Annotated in this window: 22 protein-coding genes; 14 read left to right on the top strand and 8 right to left on the bottom strand. The window is 71.9% G+C overall.

From position 1 onward, the window contains the following. Window positions 1-52: 52 nt before the first annotated feature. Together IG05_RS0112730 and IG05_RS0112725 are read right to left on the bottom strand one after the other, a co-directional pair. The gene (locus tag IG05_RS0112730; RefSeq protein WP_030342055.1) at window positions 53-259 is read right to left on the bottom strand and encodes a hypothetical protein; all 207 of its coding nucleotides are present in this window, start codon (window positions 257-259) and stop codon (window positions 53-55) included. Window positions 260-421: 162 nt separating this feature from the next. After that, complete coding sequence (locus IG05_RS0112725; RefSeq protein WP_030342053.1) at window positions 422-1,606, bottom strand: helix-turn-helix domain-containing protein; 1,185 nt, start codon at window positions 1,604-1,606, stop codon at window positions 422-424. 113 nt (window positions 1,607-1,719) lie between these two features. Between IG05_RS0112725 and IG05_RS0112720 the strand changes: the two genes are divergently transcribed. Then, window positions 1,720-2,280, top strand: coding sequence for a flavoprotein (locus IG05_RS0112720; protein ID WP_030342052.1), 561 nt, complete (start codon window positions 1,720-1,722; stop codon window positions 2,278-2,280). Window positions 2,281-2,435: 155 nt separating this feature from the next. Here IG05_RS0112720 and IG05_RS0112715 read toward each other — a convergent pair whose 3' ends face one another. Beyond that, window positions 2,436-3,197: a phosphoglyceromutase gene (locus tag IG05_RS0112715; RefSeq protein WP_030342050.1), complete on the bottom strand. Its 762-nt coding sequence runs from the start codon at window positions 3,195-3,197 to the stop codon at window positions 2,436-2,438. Between the two features lie 296 nt (window positions 3,198-3,493). Here IG05_RS0112715 and IG05_RS0112710 point away from each other — a divergent pair, with 296 nt between their 5' ends. From IG05_RS0112710 to IG05_RS0112700, 3 genes are all read left to right on the top strand, one after another. Continuing rightward, complete coding sequence (locus IG05_RS0112710; RefSeq protein WP_234335837.1) at window positions 3,494-5,161, top strand: stealth family protein; 1,668 nt, start codon at window positions 3,494-3,496, stop codon at window positions 5,159-5,161. 12 nt (window positions 5,162-5,173) lie between these two features. Further along, on the top strand, window positions 5,174-7,123 hold the full coding sequence (locus IG05_RS49175) for a stealth family protein (protein ID WP_234335836.1): 1,950 nt from the start codon (window positions 5,174-5,176) through the stop codon (window positions 7,121-7,123). A 77-nt stretch (window positions 7,124-7,200) separates the two neighbouring features. After that, window positions 7,201-8,460, top strand: coding sequence for an MDR family MFS transporter (locus IG05_RS0112700; RefSeq protein WP_030342045.1), 1,260 nt, complete (start codon window positions 7,201-7,203; stop codon window positions 8,458-8,460). Between the two features lie 22 nt (window positions 8,461-8,482). Here the strand turns inward: IG05_RS0112700 and IG05_RS48315 are convergent, their stop codons facing one another. Next, window positions 8,483-8,632 carry a hypothetical protein gene (locus IG05_RS48315; protein ID WP_199808297.1) on the bottom strand — a complete coding sequence of 50 codons (150 nt, stop codon included), beginning with the start codon at window positions 8,630-8,632 and terminating at the stop codon, window positions 8,483-8,485. Window positions 8,633-8,778: 146 nt separating this feature from the next. Between IG05_RS48315 and IG05_RS0112690 the strand changes: the two genes are divergently transcribed. Then, window positions 8,779-9,588: a GAF and ANTAR domain-containing protein gene (locus IG05_RS0112690; RefSeq protein ID WP_030342044.1), complete on the top strand. Its 810-nt coding sequence runs from the start codon at window positions 8,779-8,781 to the stop codon at window positions 9,586-9,588. Window positions 9,589-9,598: 10 nt separating this feature from the next. On the opposite strand, the gene IG05_RS0112685 is transcribed toward IG05_RS0112690, so the two are convergent. The 3 genes from IG05_RS0112685 to phoU form a co-directional block, all read right to left on the bottom strand. Next, window positions 9,599-9,847: an SCO4226 family nickel-binding protein gene (locus IG05_RS0112685; RefSeq protein WP_030342042.1), complete on the bottom strand. Its 249-nt coding sequence runs from the start codon at window positions 9,845-9,847 to the stop codon at window positions 9,599-9,601. A 131-nt stretch (window positions 9,848-9,978) separates the two neighbouring features. Beyond that, a complete protein-coding gene (locus tag IG05_RS48310) occupies window positions 9,979-10,131 on the bottom strand; it encodes a hypothetical protein (RefSeq protein ID WP_199808296.1) in 153 nt (50 codons plus the stop codon). A 116-nt stretch (window positions 10,132-10,247) separates the two neighbouring features. Further along, on the bottom strand, window positions 10,248-10,937 hold the full coding sequence (gene phoU, locus IG05_RS0112675; protein ID WP_030342040.1) for a phosphate signaling complex protein PhoU: 690 nt from the start codon (window positions 10,935-10,937) through the stop codon (window positions 10,248-10,250). A 180-nt stretch (window positions 10,938-11,117) separates the two neighbouring features. On the opposite strand from phoU, the gene IG05_RS0112670 reads away from it, so the two are divergent. Next, window positions 11,118-12,365, top strand: a complete 1,248-nt coding sequence (locus tag IG05_RS0112670; protein WP_030342038.1) for a sensor histidine kinase — start codon at window positions 11,118-11,120, stop codon at window positions 12,363-12,365. Beyond that, window positions 12,362-13,042, top strand: a complete 681-nt coding sequence (locus IG05_RS0112665) for a response regulator transcription factor (RefSeq protein ID WP_030342036.1) — start codon at window positions 12,362-12,364, stop codon at window positions 13,040-13,042. Before IG05_RS0112670 ends, IG05_RS0112665 begins: the two co-directional genes overlap by 4 nt. A gap of 82 nt (window positions 13,043-13,124) precedes the next feature. On the opposite strand, the gene IG05_RS0112660 is transcribed toward IG05_RS0112665, so the two are convergent. Continuing rightward, complete coding sequence (locus tag IG05_RS0112660; protein WP_030342031.1) at window positions 13,125-13,805, bottom strand: hypothetical protein; 681 nt, start codon at window positions 13,803-13,805, stop codon at window positions 13,125-13,127. A 623-nt stretch (window positions 13,806-14,428) separates the two neighbouring features. Here IG05_RS0112660 and IG05_RS0112655 point away from each other — a divergent pair. From IG05_RS0112655 to IG05_RS0112625, 7 genes are all read left to right on the top strand, one after another. Next, complete coding sequence (locus IG05_RS0112655; protein WP_003953493.1) at window positions 14,429-14,911, top strand: CarD family transcriptional regulator; 483 nt, start codon at window positions 14,429-14,431, stop codon at window positions 14,909-14,911. A 278-nt stretch (window positions 14,912-15,189) separates the two neighbouring features. After that, a complete protein-coding gene (gene ispD / locus IG05_RS0112650) occupies window positions 15,190-15,942 on the top strand; it encodes a 2-C-methyl-D-erythritol 4-phosphate cytidylyltransferase (protein ID WP_030342030.1) in 753 nt (250 codons plus the stop codon). Then, a complete protein-coding gene (gene ispF, locus IG05_RS0112645; RefSeq protein WP_030342028.1) occupies window positions 15,932-16,429 on the top strand; it encodes a 2-C-methyl-D-erythritol 2,4-cyclodiphosphate synthase in 498 nt (165 codons plus the stop codon). The genes ispD and ispF overlap by 11 nt, the downstream gene beginning before the upstream one ends. Before the next feature lie 57 nt (window positions 16,430-16,486). After that, on the top strand, window positions 16,487-16,891 hold the full coding sequence (locus IG05_RS0112640; protein WP_030342026.1) for a PPOX class F420-dependent oxidoreductase: 405 nt from the start codon (window positions 16,487-16,489) through the stop codon (window positions 16,889-16,891). A gap of 332 nt (window positions 16,892-17,223) precedes the next feature. After that, window positions 17,224-18,627, top strand: a complete 1,404-nt coding sequence (gene cysS, locus IG05_RS0112635) for a cysteine--tRNA ligase (RefSeq protein WP_030342024.1) — start codon at window positions 17,224-17,226, stop codon at window positions 18,625-18,627. 98 nt (window positions 18,628-18,725) lie between these two features. Then, window positions 18,726-19,667, top strand: coding sequence for a 23S rRNA (guanosine(2251)-2'-O)-methyltransferase RlmB (gene rlmB, locus IG05_RS0112630; protein ID WP_030342023.1), 942 nt, complete (start codon window positions 18,726-18,728; stop codon window positions 19,665-19,667). Between the two features lie 149 nt (window positions 19,668-19,816). Continuing rightward, entirely contained in the window at window positions 19,817-21,475 is a 1,659-nt protein-coding gene (locus IG05_RS0112625) for a DoxX family protein (RefSeq protein ID WP_199808295.1), read from the top strand. Window positions 21,476-21,552 lie beyond the last annotated feature (77 nt).

Raw genomic sequence — 21,552 nt, 5'->3', positions numbered from 1 at the left:
GGCTGTTGCCCGTCTTCAGTGAGCGTCGAGGTGCCGCTCTTCACGGAGCGAATCACCGGGGATCCGCCTCCGAGGAGCGGCAGTCCGGGCACCCGCACGGCGGGAAGGCGGAGGTGAACGGTGGCGGCCCTGCGAGGGGCGCGACGCTTACCGTGCCGTACTCGCGGGTGACGGTGCCGTAGCGGTTCACCCGGTAGATCCTGAGGGTCATCTTGGTGGTCGGCGGGTCGTCCTGGGGCGGGGATGTAGCGTTCGCCATGTCGACGCTCCTTCGCAGCGTTGGCCGGCCCCGGGGTCGTTGGCGCGGCCGCCGGGGCGCATCTCGCCTCGTCGCCTTCGCAGGGCGTGACGACGGGTGAGTAAAGGGTGACAAGCTGCGAGAGGAGGAACGCTCACAGTTTTGTGAGCGCTCTGAGAGCGGCTAGAAGCCGACCCAGGCCGCCATGTGGTTGAGCGTCTCGGGGGTGCGGCGGGACTGGTGCACCAGGCCGGTGATCGTCTCCCGGGCAGCGGGGTGGTAGCGGGTCTGCTCGGGGGCCAGGCGGCGAGCTTCCACGAGGGATTTCAACGCGGCGTCGGTGTGCCCGGTCTCCATCTCGGCGCGGGCCCGTTCGATGAGGAAGTGGGCACGGCGGGACGTAGGGAGCCGGGAAGGCAGGCTGATGATCCGGGCCTGCTTCAGGGCGTCGTCGTACTGGCACATCTCGACGGCGGCGGACATCGTGTGCAGGGCGACGTTGGCTGGGCCGAAGCTGAGCCAGTGCACCTCGGAGGCGTCGCCGATGTGCTGCGCGATCCGGTGCGCCTCGGCGATGTGCTGCCCGACGGACGACTGCTGCTCGGCGCGGGCGGCGATGACGGCACCGCCGAGGTGCAACTGTCCGGCGACGGCGAGCGCTTCCCGCGAGGAATCGTGCTGCGCGATCACATCATGTCCGGCGGCGAGGAGGCGTTGCCCGATCCGGTACTCGCCCTCGCGGAAGTAGACCAGGGCGCGCATGTACTGGCGCACGGCGGCCAGACATGGGTCGGAAGCACGGTGCGCCGCCCAGTCCATCCGGTCCAGAGCGACCGTGGACAGGTCGTAGTAGCCGAGTTTCACGCTGATGTCGTGCGCCGTGCGGTAAGCGGAGGACAGCGCCTGCCACAGTTCCGTGGACGGGGCCGTCCATGCCGTGTGGGTCAGCTCGGCGATGAGCCCCGGGAGGTCGCGGGCCGCGCTGCGCAGGCGGGTGGCCCGTACCTCGGCGCAGAGGCGGTCGGCCCCGGCGATGAGCTGTTGTGCCGGCCGGGGAGTCAGATCAGGGACGGGGCCGAGGTCGTATAGGTCCAGAGACTCGCGGATGGGCCGGACCAGCTCCGCGAGGCGGTCGCGCCGCAGTTCCGTCACGTACGGCTGTCCGGTCAGAACGGTCACGTCGATGTGGAGGGCTCTGGCGCAGGCGGCGACGAAGGCGGCCGTGGCCGGACGGGCCCCGCATTCGACCTGGTTCAAGTAGCTGTAGGAGTAGGGGAGGCGCTCGGCCAGCTGCCGTTGGGTGAGCCTGGCCAGTCTGCGTTGCTCCTTGATGCGTGCGCCCGTGTGGTCGTCGTCCCGAGTCGGCATGCCGGTCTCCGTTCTGAGAACCCGGTGGAACGGTACCCGCTGACCTGTAGGCGTACGTGGCTTCCGCCCACAGGGCCCAGCGATCCGATGGTGACGTGTGATCGGATGGGCGCATGACGACATCGCGTCCCGTCCTCTACCTGTTCGGTTCCGCCGCCCCGCCGGTGTTTGGCATGGCGGCGGTCGTCGAGGATGCGCAGGGCCGGGGGTTTGACGTGTGTCTCGGGCTGACTCCGACCGCGGCGCGCTGGCTGGAGCCGCAGAGGCCGGAGTTGGAGCGGATCACCGGGCACCCCGTGCGCAGTGCCTACAAGCTGCCGGGCGAGCCGGACGTGTGGCCCAAGGCGGACGTGATCGCGGTGGCGCCGGCGACCTTCAACACGGTCAACGCGTGGGCCCTCGGCATCACCCGGGACTTCGTGGTCGGCGTCGTCGCCGAGGGCATCGGCAAGGGCATCCCCATGGTCGCGATGCCCTGCGTGAACGCGGCCTACGTGCGGCACCGGCAGTTCGCGCGGAGTATCGCCGAGCTACGTGAGATGGGTGTGCGCGTTCTCTACGGGGACGACGGCTTCGTTCCGAACCAGCCGGGGCAGGGCAGGCCGGCCGAGTATCCGTGGCACCTGGTGCTCGGTGCGGTCGACGAGATCGTCTCGGCCCGCCGGGGAGGGTGAGCCGGCGTCACGCGGGGCGGCCCCGTCAGTACGGACCGGCCCGGGCGCGGGCCGACGGCGGCAGAGTGGTTGCCGGCCCAGGGGGTGGCCTCACAGCGACAGCAAGCCCCTTGCCCGCGACGAAACCGCAGGCAAGGGGCTTGCTCGATACAGGCTTACTTCTTCTTGCCCTGGTTCTTGACCGCCTCGATCGCGGCTGCTGCCGCTTCCGGGTCGAGGTACTTGCCGCCCGGGGTCAGCGGCTTGAAGTCGGCGTCCAGCTCGTAGTAGAGGGGGATGCCGGTCGGGATGTTCAGGCCCGCGATGTCGGCGTCGGAGATGCCGTCCAGGTGCTTGACCAGGGCGCGCAGGCTGTTGCCGTGGGCGGCGACGAGGACCGTGCGGCCGGTGAGCAGGTCGGGGACGATCGCGTCGTACCAGTAGGGGAGCATCCGGATGACGACGTCCTTCAGGCACTCCGTGCGCGGGCGCAGCTCCGGCGGGATGGAGGCGTAGCGGGCGTCGTTCGCCTGGGAGAACTCGGAGTCGTCCGGCAGCGGCGGGGGCGGGGTGTCGTACGAGCGGCGCCAGAGCATGAACTGCTCCTCGCCGAACTCGGCCAGCGTCGCCGCCTTGTCCTTGCCCTGGAGGGCGCCGTAGTGGCGCTCGTTCAGGCGCCACGAGCGGTGGACGGGGATCCAGTGGCGGTCCGCGGCTTCCAGGGCCAGCTGGGCCGTGCGGATCGCGCGCTTCTGGAGGGACGTGTGGACCACGTCGGGCAGGAGGTCGGCGTCCTTCAGGAGTTCGCCACCGCGGACTGCCTCCTTCTCGCCCTTCTCGTTGAGGTTGACGTCCACCCAGCCGGTGAACAGGTTCTTCGCGTTCCACTCGCTCTCGCCGTGGCGGAGGAGGATCAGCTTGTACGGTGCGTCGGCCATGGCGTCGAGCCTACCTAAGGGGTTCCCGGGAGGGGACGCGTGCGGGCGTCGCCGCAAGGCCAGGACACGGCCGGGGGGCGGCAGGGGCATGGCCAGGGGACCGCCGGGGCGCGGCGATGGCCCGGCCATAGCACGGCCGCTCAAGAGCCGGCTTCGAGCCCGCTCCGCACCTCGCTAAGTTTGGGTTAATTCTCGTACAACCATTCGCCACATTCGCGTGTCTCATTGTCGCCAGGAAGGTCGAGGGGTCAGGAAGAGGAGCACAGAACGTGACCGTGCGTTCCTTTGCGCGGCGGATGCGACCGCGAGTCGAGCGGAAGGCCGCCGAGCGGGTGTGGCAGCTCCGTACCATGCGACGGCGCCGCAAGGCCGCGGTCACGGATCCGGTGCTGCGCCCGGTCGCGGTGCGCGGCCAGCAGTTCTACGGCCGGGTCGTGGACCGGTTCACCGCCGCCGAGGCGGCCGCGTCGAACCTGGACCTGGTGGTCGGCGCCCTGGAGCAGGAGGGGATCTCCTACTTCCTGGTGTCGTCCAGGGCCCGCTACACGGTCGGCGTGAACGCCGTGGACCGGGAGCGGCTGCTCACCGCCCTGGAGACGCGGCACGCGGGGACGGCCGTGTTCATCGGCCGGCCGCTGCCCGGCGGCCAGCTCAAGCACCCGGCCCTGTTCCTGGACGGCGTGCTGCCCGCCGCCCTGCGCACCGCCCCGGTGCTGCGCGTCGGCGAGAACCACCTCGGTCCCGCCGGCCAGCTTCTCGCCGGGCCGGAGCTGGCCTGTGACGTGGAGTTCTGGGAGGACGGCGGGGCACTGCTCGCCTCCGCCGACGGGCCCCGGCGGCTGGCCAAGGTGCAGCCGCAGGCGTCCGAGGACATCTTCGCCGAGTCGCTCGTCACGCCCCGTAACAACGGGATCACGGACGTGCTGCCGGCGGCCGAGCAGAAGCCGGTCACCGTGCCGGTCGGCGAGCGGGAGCTGCCGAGCTTCGCCCCGCTGACGCTGCCCACCGTGAACCAGGTGACCTTCCCGGTCGACGTCGTCTACACCTGGGTGGACGGCGAGGAGCCGGCGATGCGGGCCAAGCGGGCCCGGTACCAGGAGCACGGCATCGCCGAGATCCTGGACAAGGAGACCAACGCCTCCCGCTACACCAGCCACGACGAGCTGAAGTACTCGCTGCGCTCGCTCGCGATGTACGCCGACTTCATCCGGCACATCTACATCGTGACCGACGGCCAGAAGCCGCACTGGCTGGACGACACCGCCCCCGGGATCACGGTCGTGGACCACCGCGACATCTTCCCGGCGGACGCGCTGCCCGTGTTCAACTCGCACGCCATCGAGACCCGGCTGCACCACATACCGGGCCTGTCCGAGCACTACCTGTACTTCAACGACGACGTCTTCGTCGGCCGCCGGGTCACCCCGGAGCACTTCTTCTTCGGCAGCGGTCTGATGAAGATCCCTGTGTCGCCGCTGAAGATCGGTATCGGCAAGCCGCACGCCGAGGAGACCGCCACCAACTCCGCCAGCAAGAACGTGCGGCGGCTGCTGCTGGAGAAGTTCGGGCGGCTGACCACGAACAACTTCATGCACACACCGCTGCCGCAGCAGCGCGGCACCCTGGTGGCGCTGGAGGAGCTGTTCCCGGAGGACATCCGGCGCACCACCGCGTCCCGGTTCCGCTCGCCGCAGGACATCGCCATGACCGCGCCGCTGCTCTACCAGTACGCGCTGATGACCGGCCAGGGCGTGCCCGGAAAGTTCAGCTTCCGCTACGTGAACATCAGCCGGCCGGACGCCGAGCGCCGCCTGAACGACCTGCGCCGCAACCGCCGCTTCGACTTCTTCTGCCTGAACGACGTCGACGTGCCGCCGGAGGAGCGGGAGCAGGTCAGCGTGCGGATGCACGAGTTCCTGGAGAACTACTTCCCCTTCCCGAGCCCCTTCGAGAAGCAGAGCTGACGGGCCGCGGCCATGGCCATCGACCTCCGTCACCGTCTCGCGGCGCCGACTCCGGGACTGCGGGCCGTCCGGGACCTCCTGGTGCGCCTGCGGCTGTGGCTGTGGGCCCGCCTCTGGGTGCTGCGCGCCGCCCCGGCCCGCCGCCGGCTGCGCGCCGCGGTCCCGGGGCTGCGCCGGGTCGCCTGCGGACCGGTACGGCTGTACGGGCGTGCGGTCGCCGGGTACACCGCGGCGGAGGCCGCCGCCGCCGACCTTGAGCAGGTGCGCGCCCTGCTGGAGTCGGCGGGCGTGCCGTACTTCCTGGTCCCCGCCGAGCAGGGGCCCGGGGTGCCGCGGCCGGTGGTCGGGGTGGCGGAGTCGTACCGCCAGGCGGTCCTCGCCCAGGCGGGGCGGCACTTCGCGCACAGCGCCGCGTACGTCGGTGCGGTGGCGCCGGACGGTGCGGTGACGAGCGCGGTGCTGTGGGCCGACGGCCGGCTGCCGCGGGCGCTGCGCGGGGCGCCGGTGCTGCGGGCCGGGCTGGTGCGGCTGGGGCCCGGCGGGCAGGTGCTCGGCGGGCTGGAGGCGGGCTGTGACATCGAGTTCTGGCGGTACGGGCGGGAGCTGGGCGCGGACCCGGCGCACCTGACGGTGCCGGGGACCCGGTTGCAGGACGACTTCGGCCCGGCGCTGGTCGCTCCGCGCCGCAACGCCGTGTCCGAGGTGCTGCCGGCGGACTCCTGGCAGCCGGCCGCGGAGTCCGGGCGGACGGCCGTGGTCGCAGGGCAGGACCCGGGTACGGCGCCGGAGCAGCCGCTGGTCGCGATGCCGGAGCAGAGCACGGCGGCGGAGGCGGGACGGATGCCGGCCGGAGCCGGTGGGCCCTGGTCCGCCGGGCCGACGTTCGCGGCGTTCGCGGGGCCGGGGATCGACCAGGTCTGCTTCCCGGTCGACGCCGTGTACACCTGGGTCGACGGCGACGACCCGGTGATGGCCGTGAAGCGCCGGGCCCACCAGGCGCTGTCCGACAACGTGATCGCGCCACGCGAGACCGGTGCCTCCCGCTACACCAGCCACGACGAGCTGAAGTACGCGCTGCGGTCCCTGGAGATGTACGCCGGTTTCATCCGGAACATCTATCTCGTGACCGACTCGCAGGTGCCGTCCTGGCTGGACCCGGACGCGGCGGGCCTGACCGTGGTGGACCACCGGGACATCCTCCCGGCGGACGCGCTGCCCGTCTTCAACTCGCACGCGATCGAGAGCCGGCTGCACCACATCCCCGGCCTGTCGGAGCAGTACCTCTACTTCAACGACGACGTCTTCATCAACCGCCCGGTGCGTGCCGAGAACTTCTTCCACGGCAACGGCATCGCCCGCATCCCGCTGTCCCCGCTCAAGCTGGGCGTCGGCGCCCCGCACCCGCTGGAGCCGGCGCCGAACTCGGCAGGGAAGAACGCCCGCGAGGTGATCCGGCGGTTCCACGGCAGGTACGTCACGCACAAGTCGCTGCACACCCCGCACCCCCAGCTGCTGTCGGTCATGCGGGAGATGGAGAGCCTCGGGATCGAGGAGCTGCAGCGGACGTCGTACTCGCGGTTCCGGTCCACCACCGATGTCGCGCCGGCGTCCACGCTGCACCACCACTGGGCGATCGCGACGGGCCGGGCGGTGCCGGCGGAGTACAGCTTCCGGTACGTCCAGCTGGGCACGCCGGACATGCGGCGCCGGCTGGCGCGGCTCGCGGCCGGTGAGGACGTGGACTTCTTCTGCCTCAACGACGTGGACACCGCCCCGGCGGACCGGGCGGCGGCGCAGACGGCCATCCGCACCTTCCTGGAGCGGAAGTACCCGTTCCCGAGCCGCTTCGAGCGGGCGGCCCGGACTCCGTCGTACCCGGCCGCGGGACGGGAGGCGCCCGTGCGGCGCCGCCGCCCGTCGCGCCGTACGTCCGCCCGCGGCCCGATGGACGCCGTCCGCTAATTGAGTGGTGCCGCCGAGGCCCCCGTTTGTAAGTTGTGATCTCGATCAGAGCTGCTTACAGAGGTGGGGGATCCTCGATGTCACCAGCCCGTGCGAGACGCGCCGTCCGCGAATCCGTCTCGGGGCTGCCCCCGGCGTTCTGGTGGCTGTGGACCAGCACCCTCGTCAACCGGCTGGGCGCGTTCGTGGCCACGTTCATGGCCCTGTACCTGACCCTCGACCGCGGGTACTCGGCCTCGTACGCCGGTCTGGTCGCCTCCCTGCACGGGCTCGGCGGGGTCGTCTCCTCGCTGGGCGGCGGGGTGATGGCCGACCGGCTCGGCCGACGGCCCACGCTGCTCGTCGCGCAGACCGCCACGGCCGCCTCCGTCGCGCTGCTCGGCTTCATGACCGATCCGGTCGCCATCGCCGGCGTCGCCTTCCTCGTCGGCATGGCCTCCAACGCCTCCCGGCCGGCCGTGCAGGCGATGATGGCCGACATCGTCCGCCCGGAGGACCGGGTGCGGGCCTTCTCCCTCAACTACTGGGCGATCAACCTCGGCTTCGCGGTCTCCTCCATGGCCGCCGGGTTCATCGCCGAGGTCAGCTATCGCGCCGGCTTCCTGATCGAGGCGGGGATGACCCTGGCCTGCGCGGCCGTCGTCTTCGCGAAGCTGCCCGAGTCGCGGCCGGCGCCCACGGCCCGGCAGGCGGAGGCGGAGGTCGGCCTCGGCACGGTGCTGCGGGACGGGCGGTACATGGCCGTCGTCGGACTGTCCTTCCTCGTCGCGCTGATCTTCCAGCAGGGCTCGGTCGGGCTGCCGGTGGCCATGGGGCGGGCCGGGTTCTCGGCCGCCGACTACGGCCTGGCCATCGCCGTCAACGGCATTCTGATCGTCGCCCTGCAGATCCCCGTCACCCGGTTCATCGAGCACCGCGACCCGCGCACCCTGCTGGTCGCCTCCTCGCTCCTCGCGGGGTACGGCTTCGGGCTGACCGCCTTCGCCGGCTCGGTCGGCGTCTTCATGGTCACCGTGTGCGTGTGGACCCTCGCCGAGATCGTCAGCGCCCCGACCCAGACGGGCCTGGTCGTCCGCCTCTCCCCGCTGCACGGCCGCGGCCGGTACCAGGGCATGTACACGCTCTCCTGGTCCGTCGCCGCGCTCGTCGCCCCGCTGATGTCGGGCGCGGTCATCGACCACCTCGGCGCGGGCTGGCTGTGGGCCATGTGCGCGGGCGTCGGGACGGCGGCGGGGCTCGGCTACGGCGTCCTCATGCGCCGCCTGCCGCAGGAGCACGCGGCGCCGGGCCGGGCGGAGACGGAGCCGGAGCAGGGGGCGGCGGTCCGCACGGCGTAGGCGACCGGCGCCGGCGACGCGGTCAGGAGGAGAACCCCGCCCAGTACTCGGCACGGCCGCACACGAAATCGTCCGGCCGTTCCTCGCGCAGCACCTCGTACCTGTCGGTGAAGGCCCTCAGGGCGTCGTGGATCTGTTCGTCGGCGATGCCGTCTGCGGTGCCATCGGTCATGGTCGTGATGGAAGGCGGTCGGGGGGCGTCCCCGCGACGGGTTTTCGCCCCAGGACCATCGGTTACTTCCCTGGTCCTGGGAACCCGGTACGAGGACGTAAGTGGATCATCCGGTGACGAACTGTGCTGCGGCTGGGGTGATGATCATGCCGCCCGAGAGGTACGGGCCGTCGGCCGGCGGCGGCGGGCCGCCCGAGGCCGAGGTACGGCTGCGGGTCCGGGAGACGCTGGACGCCGCCGCCCGGGACACCGACGGCCCCCGGGCGGTGCCCGCCGCGCTGTGCACCGCGTGCGTGCGGCTGCTGCCGGTCGCCGGCTCCTCGGTGTCGATCTCCGGCGGCGCCGGCATCCGTGTGACGTGGTGTGCCAGCGACCGGGTGGCCGCCCGGCTGGCGGAATTGCAGTACACCCTGGGGGACGGCCCCTGTCAGGACGCCCTCGACCGGGGTGTCCCGGTCCTCGCGGCCGACCTCACCCAGGGTCCCGACGCCCGCCGCTGGCCGGTCTTCGCGCTTGAGGCGGTGGGGCTCGGCGCCCGCGCGGTGTTCTCCCTGCCGCTCGGCGTCACCGGCGCCGCCATCGGCACGCTCGACCTGTACAGCGAGCAGGCCGGCGGGCTCGCCCCGCCCGACCTGCGGGTCGCGCGGTGGGTGGGCGACGCCGTCACCTTCGCGCTGGCGGGCCTCCGGGCGGCCGGTCACGGCGGCCCCGACGAGGACCCGGGGGACGCGATGGCGTCCTGGGTGGCGGCCTCCGAGGCCGACCACACCGAGGTCCACCAGGCCGTCGGCATGGTGATGGTGCAGCTGGACGTCGACTCCGCGCAGGCCCTGGACCGCCTGCGCGCCCGCGCCTACGCCGACGGCCGCACGGTCAGTCAGGCGGCCCGGGAGGTGCTCTGCCGCCGTCTGAGCTTCCGCCCGGAACCGTACGGCGGCGACCCCGCCTGGCCGTGAGCCTCGGGCCTCATGCCTCCAGCGGTATCGGATGCACCTCGTCCGCGCGGTGGCCGGCGCGTTCGTGGACGCGCTGGACCGCCTCGGCCGAGGGGGCCTCGGAGAGGCAGTAGACGGTGCCGGACTCCGGGTCCGCCCACGCGTGCTCGAAGTGCACGGACTCGTCCCCCTCGATGGCGAGGTCGGCCCGGTGCGCCTCCAGCAGCTGGTCGGCCGTGATGCCCTGCATGCCGCGGTGTACGTCCATGAACCTGCCCATGGCCCGACACCTCCCGTTCTCGCCGGTCCTTTTCCCACCCGCTCACGTCCATGCTGCGCCCGGCGGTCGGGAGGGGCATCCGGGACGGCGGAGGACCGGTGTGAACGGGGTTCACACCGGCCCGGTGCCGTTCAGCCGCACTGGCACGGATTGCCCGACTGGCAGCCGCAGCCGCATCCGGAGCCGCAGCCGCACGCGCCGAACAACGGGAGGCTCCTGATCTCGGCGGGCTGGTCGGTCTCGCGCTCCTGCGTGGGATCGGGCGTGACGGGGGATTCGGCCATGGGACCCTCCTGGACCTTGGGCAGGGATGCCCTCGCCCATTCCATGCCCGTTCCGCCGGGCGCATCAACGGCGCACGGAGGCGTTCACGCGCCGCGCCCGGCCCTCCGCGGCGGGACTACGCGCCGTCGGTGCCGGTCACCGGCTGGATGTCCTGCTGGAGCTCGTCCGCGTGCTCACCGGTCACCAGGTAGACGACCCGCTTGGCGACGGCCACGGCGTGGTCGGCGTACCGCTCGTAGTAGCGGCCCAGCAGGGTGACGTCCACGGCCGTCTCGATGCCGTGCTTCCAGCGGTCGTCGATCAGGTGCTGGAAGAGGGTGCGGTGCAGCAGGTCCATCTCGTCGTCGTCCTGCTCCAGCTGGAGCGCGAGGTCGACGTCCTTGGTGATGATGACCTCGGCGGCCTTCGCCATCAGGCGCTGCGCGAGCTGGCCCATCTCCAGGATCGTGGCGTGCAGGTCGTGCGGGACCGCCCGGTCCGGGAAGCGCAGCCGCGCCAGCTTCGCCACGTGCTGGGCGAGGTCGCCGGAACGCTCCAGGTCGGCGGACATCCGCAGCGACGTCACGACGATCCGCAGGTCCGTCGCCACCGGCTGCTGCCGGGCCAGCAGTGCTATCGCCCGGGCCTCCAGGTCGTGCTGGAGCTGGTCGACCTTCTGGTCGGCCTCGATCACGCTCTCCGCCAGCTTCAGGTCGGCGTCCAGCATGGCGGTCGTGGCGCGCCCGATGGCCGAGCCGACCAGCCGGGCCATCTCCACCAGTCCGTCGCCGATCGAGTCCAGTTCCTCGTGGTACGCGTCCCGCATCAGGGTTCCCTCTCATAGGCGTGCTTGGTCCCCACGCTCCCACGTTCCGTCCCGCACGCGTCCTTTTCCGCCATCCCGAATGAACCGGTACTGGCTGCAAGGTGAACTCTGGGCGACGAGTGTTCGAGGTGGGACCTCGACGGCTGTGGTCATGTCGTAGCCCATGCCTAACCTGGAGACATGGACGTGAACGCGGCGGTCGCCGCAGCGGCAGCGATCGCCGGGGTGCTCACCGGTGTCATCGCCGTCCTGGCGTTCCGCTGGAGCGAACGCGACCAGAAGCGACCGACCAGGACTTCCTTGCACACAGATCCCGTACTCCCGCCCGGCGTGGACACCGTGCTGTCGGTGCTGCGCTCCTCCGCCGTCGTCCTCGACGAGGCCGACGCCGTGGTCAAGGCCAGCTCCGCCGCGTACGCCCTCGGGCTGGTCCGCGGCGGCAAGCTCGCCGTCGAGCCCATGCTCCAGATGGCCCGGGACACCAGACGGGACGGGGAGATACGGCAGGTCGAGCTGGACCTGCCCCGGCGCGGCACCGGACGCGGCGAGGCGCTCGCCGTCTCCGCGCGCGTGGCCCCGCTCGGCTCCCGCCTGGTCCTGCTGCTGGTCGAGGACCTGACGGAGGCCCGCCGCATCGAGGCGGTACGGCGCGACTTCGTGGCGAACGTCAGCCATGAGCTGAAGACGCCCGTCGGCGCGCTCTCCCTGCTGTCGGAGGCCGTCATGGACGCCTCCGACGACCCCGAGGCCGTAGAGCGCTTCGCGGGCCGCATGCAGATCGAGGCGACCCGGCTGACCAACCTGGTCCAGGAGCTGATCGACCTCTCCCGGGTGCAGAACGACGACCCGCTGGAGGACGCCGAGCCGGTCCGGGTGGACGAGCTGGTCGCCGAGGCCATCGACCGCTGCCGGCACCAGGCGGGCACCAAGCAGATCACCATCGCCGCCGGAGGCACGGCCGACCTGCACGTCTGGGGCAACCGGGGGCAGCTGGCCGCCGCCCTCGGCAACCTGGTCGAGAACGCCGTCAACTACTCCCCGGCCCGCACCCGCGTCGGCATAGCCGCCCGCCGGGTGGCCGCGCCGGGCGGTGACATGATCGAGCTGGCCGTGACCGACCAGGGCATCGGCATCTCCGACAAGGACAAGGAGCGGATCTTCGAGCGCTTCTACCGCGTCGACCCGGCCCGCTCGCGGGCCACCGGCGGCACCGGTCTGGGTCTCGCGATCGTCAAGCACGTGGTCGCCTCGCACGGCGGGGAGGTCACGGTCTGGAGCGCCGAAGGCCAGGGCTCCACTTTCACCCTCAGGCTGCCGGAGGCGGGCGCGGCCCGCGACCGCGCACAGCAGCACCCGGACCTCGAAGACGAGGCCGGTACCGACGCATCCCCGTACGAACCGCTTCCCGCCCCGGAGGTCCTTCCGTGACCCGAGTGCTCGTCGTCGAGGACGAGGAGTCCTTCTCCGACGCCCTGTCGTACATGCTTCGCAAGGAGGGCTTCGAGGTCGCCGTCGCGGCGACCGGCCCCGACGGCCTGGACGAGTTCGAGCGCAACGGCGCCGACCTGGTCCTCCTCGACCTGATGCTGCCGGGGCTGCCCGGCACGGAGGTCTGCCGCCAGCTGCGCGGCCGCTCAAACGTCCCCGTGATCATGGTGACGGCCAAGGACAGCGAGATCGACAAGGTCGTCGGTCTCGAAATAGGAGCCGACGACTACGTCACCAAGCCGTTCTCCTCGCGCGAGCTGGTCGCCCGCATCCGCGCGGTGCTGCGCCGGCGCGGCGAACCCGAGGAGGTCACCCCGGCCGCGCTGGAGGCCGGCCCGGTCCGCATGGACGTCGACCGGCACGTGGTCACCGTCGCCGGCTCCAAGGTGGACCTGCCGCTGAAGGAGTTCGACCTGCTGGAGATGCTGCTGCGCAACGCGGGCCGGGTGCTCACCCGTATGCAGCTCATCGACCGCGTCTGGGGCGCGGACTACGTCGGCGACACCAAAACCCTCGACGTCCACGTCAAGCGGCTGCGCGCCAAGATCGAGCCGGACCCGGGCGCGCCGCGCTACCTGGTGACGGTGCGGGGGCTCGGCTACAAGTTCGAGCCGTAGGCCGTACCGGGCGGACACGACCGAGGGCGGCACCCCGCACGGGGTGCCGCCCTCGGTCGTGTCCGGCGCGTGCCGCCGTCGGTCAGTGGCCGGCGGCCGACTGGGAGGCCGAGTCGCTCGGGGTGACCTCGCTCGACGAGGAGGAGGTGGCCGACGGGCTGGTCTCGTGGCCCTTGCGCGGCTTGCCGCTGCCGGAGGCACTGCCCGAGGGGGTCGCGCCCGGGGCACCGGTTGCGGACGCCGAGGGCGACGGGATCTGGGACGGGCCCCACTGGTCGAAGTAGCTGGTGGCCGGGACCACGAAGGCGGCCAGGCTCACCTTGCCGGTCTTGCTCAGGGTGAAGGTGATCTTCTGGGCGTTGCCGTTCTGGACGGCCTCGCGGCCGCTGGGCAGCGTCGCGGAGGCGTTGCCCTTGCCGCCGAGGACGAGCGAGCCGCCCGCCGGGACGGTCAGGCTCTGGCCCTTGGCCGGCTTCAGCTCGGCGGACGTGCCGCCCTCCACGGTGACCGACTGGAGCGTCTGGTCGGTGCGGCCGCCGTTGAACAGCGTCGCGGAGATCACCGCGGGACCGTTCGCCTGGGGGTCGGGCTGGGTGATCACCAGAGCGTTCTGGATCTTGATGTCGCCCACACTGGTCGCCGCGTTGTCCGGCTTGATCTCCAGGGTCTGCGAGTCGTTACCGGCGCCGCAGGCGGCGAGCGAGGCGATCGAGAAGACGAGGGCGGAGGCGGCGAGGGCGCCGCGTCGAAGGCTGCTGCTCACGGCGGCGGCAACTCCTTGAACGCGCGGGCGGCTCCTCTTGTAAAGCCACCCTAAGTGTCTGTCAGCGGCCTTAGGTTACCGAGCCGTTCCCGGGCGCTCGCACCCGACCCTCCCCGAGCCCCCTGCTTCCCTCCAGGTGGGGGTACCCGGAGCGGCCCCGGTGACTCCGGGAGGCATTGCGGATCCGCTCGTCCGTCATTCACATAACGCGACCGTGACCGCTCTCAACACGCCTGTGGAGCACCTCGCGAAATTTCCGTGCAGGAATGCGCGGCCTTCCCGATATTGATCACGGCGCACCCGCCCGGCGGCCGTTGATCAATTCTGGAAACGGCTCACATCCGCCTCCGGTCACCGAACGGAGTAGCGGAAGTCGTACGCTTGAGACCGGACATATCGGGATGTTCCGCCACTTGGAACGGTCTCCGGAGGTGTGTAACGTACGCGTTTCACCCCGCCCGGAGAGCCCCTCCCACCTGCGAATACCCGCTTCCGAGGAGTCCCCGCAGCACGTTCCGGTTGCTGTTGTCAAGCCCCGAGATATGCCCTGACCTGCGAAAACGCCATTCAGAAGACGCCGTATCCGTGTTACCCTGGATAGCCACGGAAGGGGTACCTGTCACATGACGTTCAAGGTTGGCGACACCGTGGTCTATCCCCATCACGGGGCCGCGCTGATCGAGGCCATCGAAACTCGCCAGATCAAAGGCGTGGACAAGACCTACTTGGTGCTGAAGGTCGCCCAGGGTGACCTCACGGTGCGTGTGCCAGCGGACAATGCGGAGTTCGTCGGCGTGCGTGATGTGGTCGGTCAGGACGGGCTCGACCGGGTCTTCGAGGTGCTGCGCGCGCCGTACGCCGAGGAGCCCACGAACTGGTCCCGTCGCTACAAGGCAAACCTGGAGAAGCTCGCCTCCGGCGATGTCATCAAGGTCGCCGAGGTCGTGCGCGACCTGTGGCGTCGCGAGCGCGAGCGCGGACTGTCCGCCGGTGAGAAGCGCATGCTCGCCAAGGCCCGCCAGATCCTGGTGAGCGAACTGGCTCTCGCGGAGAACACGAACGAGGACAAGGCCGAGGCCCTGCTCGACGAGGTGCTCGCCTCCTGACGCGCAGCGGCAGCGAACCTTCGCTTCCGGCACGCTCAGCACAGTGAAATGCCGCGGTGCCCGATGACACTGATCCTGTCGCCGGGCGCTGCGGCATGTTCGTCCCCGCAGCGGGTGCTCTTCGGGAAAGCCTGCGGTACGCCCCCCGATACTTGAGCTGCCGGGCCCGGGCGGATGGCTCGACCAGGGTCACGGAAAGGGTCCGGTCAAGGCGTCGCGCCCGGCGCTCCTCCAGGCCATACCCACGTAGGTCGAGCACACAAACCTGACAGGATCCGATGTCTGACGAATCACGTCCTACGCCCGCGCAGACCCCCGTCGCCGCCGTGATTCCCGCCGCCGGCCGGGGCGTGCGGCTCGGTCCGGGGGCCCCCAAGGCACTCCGCGCGCTCAACGGCACCCCCATGCTGATCCACGCGATCCGCGCCCTCGCCGCGTCCCGGCACGTCTCGCTGGTGATCGTCGTCGCCCCGCCGGAGGGCGCCGCCGACGTCAAGTCGCTGCTCGACGCGCACGCGCTGCCCGAGCGGACCGACTTCCTGGTCGTCCCCGGCGGGGAGTCCCGCCAGGAGTCGGTCCGGCTCGGCCTGGAGGCGCTGCCGCCGCGCTACGGGATCGTGCTGGTCCACGACGCGGCCCGGCCGCTCGTCCCGGTCGACACGGTCGACGCGGTCATCGAGGCCGTACGCGACGGCGCCCCCGCCGTGGTGCCCGCGCTGCCCCTGGCCGACACGGTCAAGGAGGTCGCGCCCGCGGCCGTGGCCGGCGACCCCGAGCCGGTCCTCGCCACCCCCGAGCGGTCCCGGCTGCGTGCCGTGCAGACCCCGCAGGGCTTCGACCGGGCGACGCTGGTGCGCGCCCACGAGAGCGTCACCGAAAACGTCACGGACGACGCGAGCATGGCGGAGCAGCTGGGGGTGCCGGTGGTGGCCGTCCCCGGTCACGAGGAGGCCTTCAAGGTCACCCGCCCCCTGGACCTGGTCCTCGCCGAGGCGGTGCTGGCGCGCAGGAGGCTCAACGATGGCTTCTGAGGCGAACCTCGTGCTGCCGCGGGTCGGGATCGGCACCGACATCCACGCCTTCGAGGAGGGCCGCGAGCTGTGGTGCGCGGGCCTGAAGTGGGAGGGCGAGGGGCCCGGGCTGGCCGGCCACTCGGACGCCGACGTGGTCGCGCACGCCGCCTGCAACGCCCTCTTCTCCGCCGCCGGACTCGGTGACCTGGGGCAGCACTTCGGCACCGGCCGGCCCGAGTGGTCGGGGGCGTCCGGGACCACCCTGCTCACCGAGGCGGCCCGGATCGTCCGCGCGGCGGGCTTCACCATCGGCAACGTCGCCGTCCAGGTGGTCGGCCCCCGCCCGAAGATCGGCAAGCGGCGGGACGAGGCCCAGAAGATCCTCTCCGAGGCGGCCGGCGCGCCCGTCTCCGTCTCCGGCGCCACGACCGACGGTCTCGGCTTCCCGGGCCGCGAGGAGGGGCTGATGGCGGTGGCGACGGCACTCGTGGTGCAGGTGAGCTGACGGCGTGCGAGGGTACCCACACGACCACCAGTGATCCCTGGACTCCGGAGGGTACCCATGTCCGCCGTACTGTCCGACCGCCTGAAGTCCGTGCTCGACGGCAAGGTGTTCATCGTCGTCGGCACCGTCCAGCCCGACGGCAGCCCGCAGCTGTCCCCGGTCTGGGTGATGCGCGACGGCGACGACATCCTCTTCTCCACCACGGTCGACCGCCGCAAGTACCTCAACCTGGACCGCGACCCCCGGGTGGCCGTCGCCGTCCTCAACCCCGACGAGCCGTACGAGTACGCCGAGATCCGCGGCACCGCCGAGGTGACGACGGACGGCGGCCCGGAACTCATCGACCGCCTCAGCCGCAAGTACACCGGCAAGGACTACGCCGACTTCAACCCGGCGTCGGCCCAGGACGCCCAGCGGGTTGTGGTCCGGATCCGGCCGCGGAAGGTCGTCGGGAGGTTGTGAGGCGGGGGCCGTCGGGGGTGCGGGTCGTCGGGCGGGCCGTGTCGGCCGGGACTGCGCCGCCCGCGGGCGGCGCCCGCTGTCGGGTGCGGTAACCCGGCGTCGGCCCAGGATGCCCAGCGGGTGGTGGTCCGGATCCGGCCGCGGAAGGTCGTCGGGAGGTTGTGAGGCGGGGGCCGTCGGTGGTGCGGGTCGTCGGGCGGGCCGTGCCGGTGGGGACTGCGCCGGCCGCGGAAGGTCGTCGGGAGGCTGTGAGGCGGGGCCGTCGGCGGTGAGGACGCGGGTTCGCGGCGGTAAGGGGCGTGGCACTGCCCGGGGCCCACTACTCTGGAGTGGTGACGATTCGCCTGTACGACACCAGCGCCCGGCAGATCCGTGACTTCACCCCGCTCAAGCCGGGCTGTGTCTCGATCTACCTGTGTGGCGCGACCGTGCAGGCCGCCCCCCATATCGGGCACATCCGGTCGGGCCTGAACTTCGACATCATGCGCCGCTGGTTCGAGTACCGCGGCTACCAGGTGACGTTCATCCGCAACGTCACCGACATCGACGACAAGATCATCGCCAAGAGCCGCGAGCAGAACCGCCCGTGGTGGTCGATCGGGTACGACAACGAGCGTGCCTTCAACGAGGGCTACGCCGCCCTCGGCTGCCTCCCGCCGACCTACGAGCCCCGCGCCACCGGCCACATCACCGAGATGGTCGAGATGATGCAGGGCCTCATCGAGCGCGGGCACGCCTACGCGGCCGACGGCAACGTCTACTTCGACGTACGGTCCTTCCCGCGCTACCTCGAACTGTCCCGGCAGGAGCTGGACAACCTGCTCCAGCCGTCCGGCGAGGGCGAGACCGGCAAGCGGGACCCGCGGGACTTCGCCCTGTGGAAGGCCGCCAAGCCCGGCGAGCCGACCTGGCCGACCCCCTGGGGGCCGGGGCGCCCCGGCTGGCACCTGGAGTGCTCCGCCATGGCGCACAAGTACCTGGGCACCGCCTTCGACATCCACGGCGGCGGACTCGACCTGATCTTCCCGCACCACGAGAACGAGATCGCCCAGGCCAAGGCCTACGGCGACGACTTCGCCCAGTACTGGGTGCACAACGCGTGGGTCACCATGGCCGGCGACAAGATGTCCAAGTCGCTCGGCAACAGTGTGCTGGTCAGCGAGATGGTCAAGCAGTGGCGCCCGGTCGTGCTGCGCTACTACCTGGGCACCCCGCACTATCGCTCGATGATCGAGTACAGCAAGGAGTCCCTGCGCGAGGCCGAGTCCGCCTTCGCGCGGATCGAGGGCTTCGTCCAGCGGGTCACCGAGCTGGTCGGCAAGACCGTCGAGCCGGCTGCCGAGGTCCCGCCGGCCTTCGCCGAGGCGATGGACGACGACCTGGGCGTCCCGCAGGCCCTCGCCGTCGTGCACACCACCGTCCGGCAGGGCAACAGCGCGCTGGCCGCCGACGACAAGGAAGCCGCCGTGGCCCGGCTCGCCGAGGTGCGGGCCATGCTCGGCGTCCTCGGTCTCGACCCGCTCGACCCGCACTGGGCCGGCGAGTCCGGCGACCGCAGCGAGGACCTGAACGGCGTGGTCGACAGCCTCGTACGCCTCGTCCTCGACCAGCGCGAGTCCGCCCGGGCCCGCAAGGACTGGGCCACCGCCGACGCCATCCGCGACCAGCTCAAGCAGTCCGGGCTGGCCGTCGAGGACGGCCCGCAGGGCCCGCGCTGGAGCCTGGGCCAGCGCTGATCCCGTTTCGATCCGTTGATCGATTGTGCCGCCCGGCCCCCCGGGCGGCACACTGCATAGACGTACGTATCCGCACGCATCACGAAGACAGGTAGGTCATGGCCGCGAACAACCGTCGCATGTCCGGCAAGAAGGGCGCGCAGGTCGGCAGTGGCGGCCAGCGGCGCAAGGGACTGGAGGGCCGCGGGCCGACCCCGCCGGCCGAGATGCGCAAGGGCCACAAGAAGAACCGCATCGCCAACGCCAAGGCGAAGCAGACCGTGCGCCGCCCCGTGGCCCGGGGCCGCGGCGGCAAGTCCGCCTCCGAGCTGGTCGTCGGCCGCAACCCGGTCGTGGAGGCGCTGCGCGAGGGCGTGCCCGCCTCGACGCTCTACGTCCAGCAGTTCATCGACAACGACGAGCGCGTCCGCGAGGCCCTCCAGCTCGCCGCCGAGCGCGGCGGGATCAACCTCATGGAGGCCCCGCGCCCCGAGCTGGACCGCATGACCAACGGCCTGAACCACCAGGGCCTGGTCCTCCAGGTCCCGCCGTACGAGTACGCGCACCCGGAGGACCTGCTCGACGCCGCCGCCGACGAGGGCGAGGACCCGCTGGTCGTCGCCCTGGACGGGGTCACCGACCCGCGCAACCTCGGCGCCGTCGTCCGCTCGGTCTCCGCGTTCGGCGGCCACGGCGTGGTCGTACCCGAGCGCCGCTCGGCCGGCATGACCGCCGGCGCCTGGAAGACCTCCGCCGGTACGGCCGCCCGTACGCCGGTCGCCCGTGCCACCAACCTCACCCGTGCCCTGGAGGCCTACAAGAAGGCCGGCCTCACCGTGGTCGGTCTGGCGGCGGACGGCGAGGCCGAGCTGGGTGACCTGGAGGCCCTGCAGGGTCCGGTCGTCATCGTCGTCGGCAGCGAGGGCAAGGGCCTGTCCCGCCTGGTCGGCGAGACCTGCGACCACCGCGTGCGCATCCCGATGCCGGGCGGTGCGGAGTCCCTGAACGCCGGTGTGGCCGCGGGCATCGTGCTGTACGAGGCCGCGCGCCGGCGCAGCTGACCGAGGGTCCGGACGGGCCGAACACCCGTCCGGAACTCCACCCTTGCGGGGGAATTCGTGCGTCCATGTGGCGTTCGAGGCCGCTTTGACGGGGTCCGGACACATCCGCCCCGTCAAAGCAGTGTCCTAACGCCACGTCACTCGGTTAGATGAGTGTGGACACCAGAACACCCCGCACACCCACGGGGGACCGCTCGTCGGGATTCGACGACGCTCCCGCGCTGAGCATGGTGAAGGTGCCGAGCGATCCGGCGCAGGTCATCGTCAATCACGCCAGCTTCCGCGTTCAGCTGGGCGCGGCGGCCAGGCGCACCCAATCCCCGCGGATCGCACGGCACCTGAACGCCGGCCAGGACGCCGCCCGGATGCCCGTCGTGGGCACGGCGGGCCGGCCCGGCGCCACCGGCCGCCGCCGCCCCGTCGTGTGGAGCGGCAAGTCCGCCCCCGACGACACCGGCGCCCACCGGCTCCTCCAGGCCGTGCGGGGCAGCAGCGTCCGCCACGCCGACGAGTCCGTGGCCGGCGCCACCCAGGTCATCCCGCGGGTCCAGACCGGCTACGCCGACACCTACGACGCGCTCGACCAGACCGTCGAGACCCCCGTCGTCGGCCATCAGCGCACCGCCCCGGACGCCGACGGCACCCGCCTCCTGCCCCACATGCGCACGGTCACCGGCGCCTACGACGACGAGCCCTACGCCGGTCACGAGCCGTACGACAGCTACGCCGAACCGGCCGGCCCCGGCCCCGACGGCCCGCGCATCACCCGGCGCCAGGGCGACGACCCGGCCCGGCACGCCTACTACCCCGGCCGCCGCCTCAACCTCGGCGTCGTCATCCTCCCGCTGCGCATCTTCCTCGGCTTCATCTCCATCTACGCCGGCATGGGCAAGCTGTGCGACCCCGTCTACTTCGACGGCGGCAAGCGCGGCTCCATGGTCAAGTGGCTCAACACCCTGCACCCCTGGGACGTGGCCGAGCCGCTGCGCCAGTTCGCCCTGCACCACCCGGTCGGCTCCGGCCTGGTCATCGCCTTCCTCCAGGTCGTCGTCGGCGTCCTGACGATCCTGGGCTGCTGGCAGCGCGTCACCGCGGTCGTCGGCGCCCTGCTCTCCGCCGCGCTGATCGTCACCGTCAGCTGGAAGACCGTCCCGGCCTACGACGCCCCGGACATCATCTACCTCGCCGCCTGGTCCCCGCTGGTCATCGCCGGTGCCCCCGTCTACTCCGTGGACGGCCGCCTCGCGGGCAGCGCCTGGCGCCGGCTCGGCCCCCGCGCCGACATCTGGGAGCTGCGCCGCTTCGTCCTGCGCCGCGGGGCGCTGATCACGGCCGTCACGATCGGCCTGACCCTGCTGATCGGCTCCCTGCTGGGCGGCGCGGTCCGCGACTCCAGCCGCGTGGTCGTCCCCGGTCCCGGCGAGGCGCCCCGCAACCACCTCCCCGGCTCCCCGCTCCCGCAGGAGCCCGGCGAACGGCACAAGAAGAACCCGGCGGCCTCCACCTCCCCGACGGACGGCGCCACGGCCGGCGCGAGCCCCTCCGGGGCGGCGACGACTCCGGGCGCGGGCCGCAGCGCCACGGGCACCACCCCCACGGCCCCCACCCGGACGCAGGGCACCACGGGCCAGGTCCCGCCCCGCCGCACCGCCCCGACGGGCGGCGGCGCCCCGAGCACGACGGCCGGCCCGACGACCACCGGCGGCGGCAGCACCGGCGGCTCGGCCACCGGCGGCGGCACGTCCACCTCCGGCGGCGGCAGCACGGCCACCGGCCAGCCCGGCCTGGTGGGCGGTCTGCTGGGCTGACGCGCCCACCGGCACGACAACGGCAGCGGGCCCCGTACCGAGAAAGGTACGGGGCCCTTTTCCCTGCGCGCGTTTCC

Origin of the sequence: Streptomyces sp. NRRL S-1022, from assembly GCF_000720135.1 — a bacterium.
Taxonomy (GTDB): Bacteria; Actinomycetota; Actinomycetes; order Streptomycetales; family Streptomycetaceae; genus Streptomyces.
The sequence above is the reverse complement of the archived record's forward strand: the minus strand, read 5'-3'. Positions and strand labels throughout refer to the sequence as shown.

Coding starts and splice junctions, on each gene's coding strand:
- IG05_RS0112730 (WP_030342055.1), bottom strand. CDS start 259: ATGGCGAACGCTACATCCCCGCCCCAGGACGACCCGCCGACCACCAAG.
- IG05_RS0112725 (WP_030342053.1), bottom strand. CDS start 1,606: ATGCCGACTCGGGACGACGACCACACGGGCGCACGCATCAAGGAGCAA.
- IG05_RS0112720 (WP_030342052.1), top strand. CDS start 1,720: ATGACGACATCGCGTCCCGTCCTCTACCTGTTCGGTTCCGCCGCCCCG.
- IG05_RS0112715 (WP_030342050.1), bottom strand. CDS start 3,197: ATGGCCGACGCACCGTACAAGCTGATCCTCCTCCGCCACGGCGAGAGC.
- IG05_RS0112710 (WP_234335837.1), top strand. CDS start 3,494: ATGCGACCGCGAGTCGAGCGGAAGGCCGCCGAGCGGGTGTGGCAGCTC.
- IG05_RS49175 (WP_234335836.1), top strand. CDS start 5,174: ATGGCCATCGACCTCCGTCACCGTCTCGCGGCGCCGACTCCGGGACTG.
- IG05_RS0112700 (WP_030342045.1), top strand. CDS start 7,201: ATGTCACCAGCCCGTGCGAGACGCGCCGTCCGCGAATCCGTCTCGGGG.
- IG05_RS48315 (WP_199808297.1), bottom strand. CDS start 8,632: ATGACCGATGGCACCGCAGACGGCATCGCCGACGAACAGATCCACGAC.
- IG05_RS0112690 (WP_030342044.1), top strand. CDS start 8,779: ATGCCGCCCGAGAGGTACGGGCCGTCGGCCGGCGGCGGCGGGCCGCCC.
- IG05_RS0112685 (WP_030342042.1), bottom strand. CDS start 9,847: ATGGGCAGGTTCATGGACGTACACCGCGGCATGCAGGGCATCACGGCC.
- IG05_RS48310 (WP_199808296.1), bottom strand. CDS start 10,131: ATGGCCGAATCCCCCGTCACGCCCGATCCCACGCAGGAGCGCGAGACC.
- phoU (WP_030342040.1), bottom strand. CDS start 10,937: ATGCGGGACGCGTACCACGAGGAACTGGACTCGATCGGCGACGGACTG.
- IG05_RS0112670 (WP_030342038.1), top strand. CDS start 11,118: ATGGACGTGAACGCGGCGGTCGCCGCAGCGGCAGCGATCGCCGGGGTG.
- IG05_RS0112655 (WP_003953493.1), top strand. CDS start 14,429: ATGACGTTCAAGGTTGGCGACACCGTGGTCTATCCCCATCACGGGGCC.
- ispD (WP_030342030.1), top strand. CDS start 15,190: ATGTCTGACGAATCACGTCCTACGCCCGCGCAGACCCCCGTCGCCGCC.
- ispF (WP_030342028.1), top strand. CDS start 15,932: ATGGCTTCTGAGGCGAACCTCGTGCTGCCGCGGGTCGGGATCGGCACC.
- IG05_RS0112640 (WP_030342026.1), top strand. CDS start 16,487: ATGTCCGCCGTACTGTCCGACCGCCTGAAGTCCGTGCTCGACGGCAAG.
- rlmB (WP_030342023.1), top strand. CDS start 18,726: ATGGCCGCGAACAACCGTCGCATGTCCGGCAAGAAGGGCGCGCAGGTC.
- IG05_RS0112625 (WP_199808295.1), top strand. CDS start 19,817: ATGAGTGTGGACACCAGAACACCCCGCACACCCACGGGGGACCGCTCG.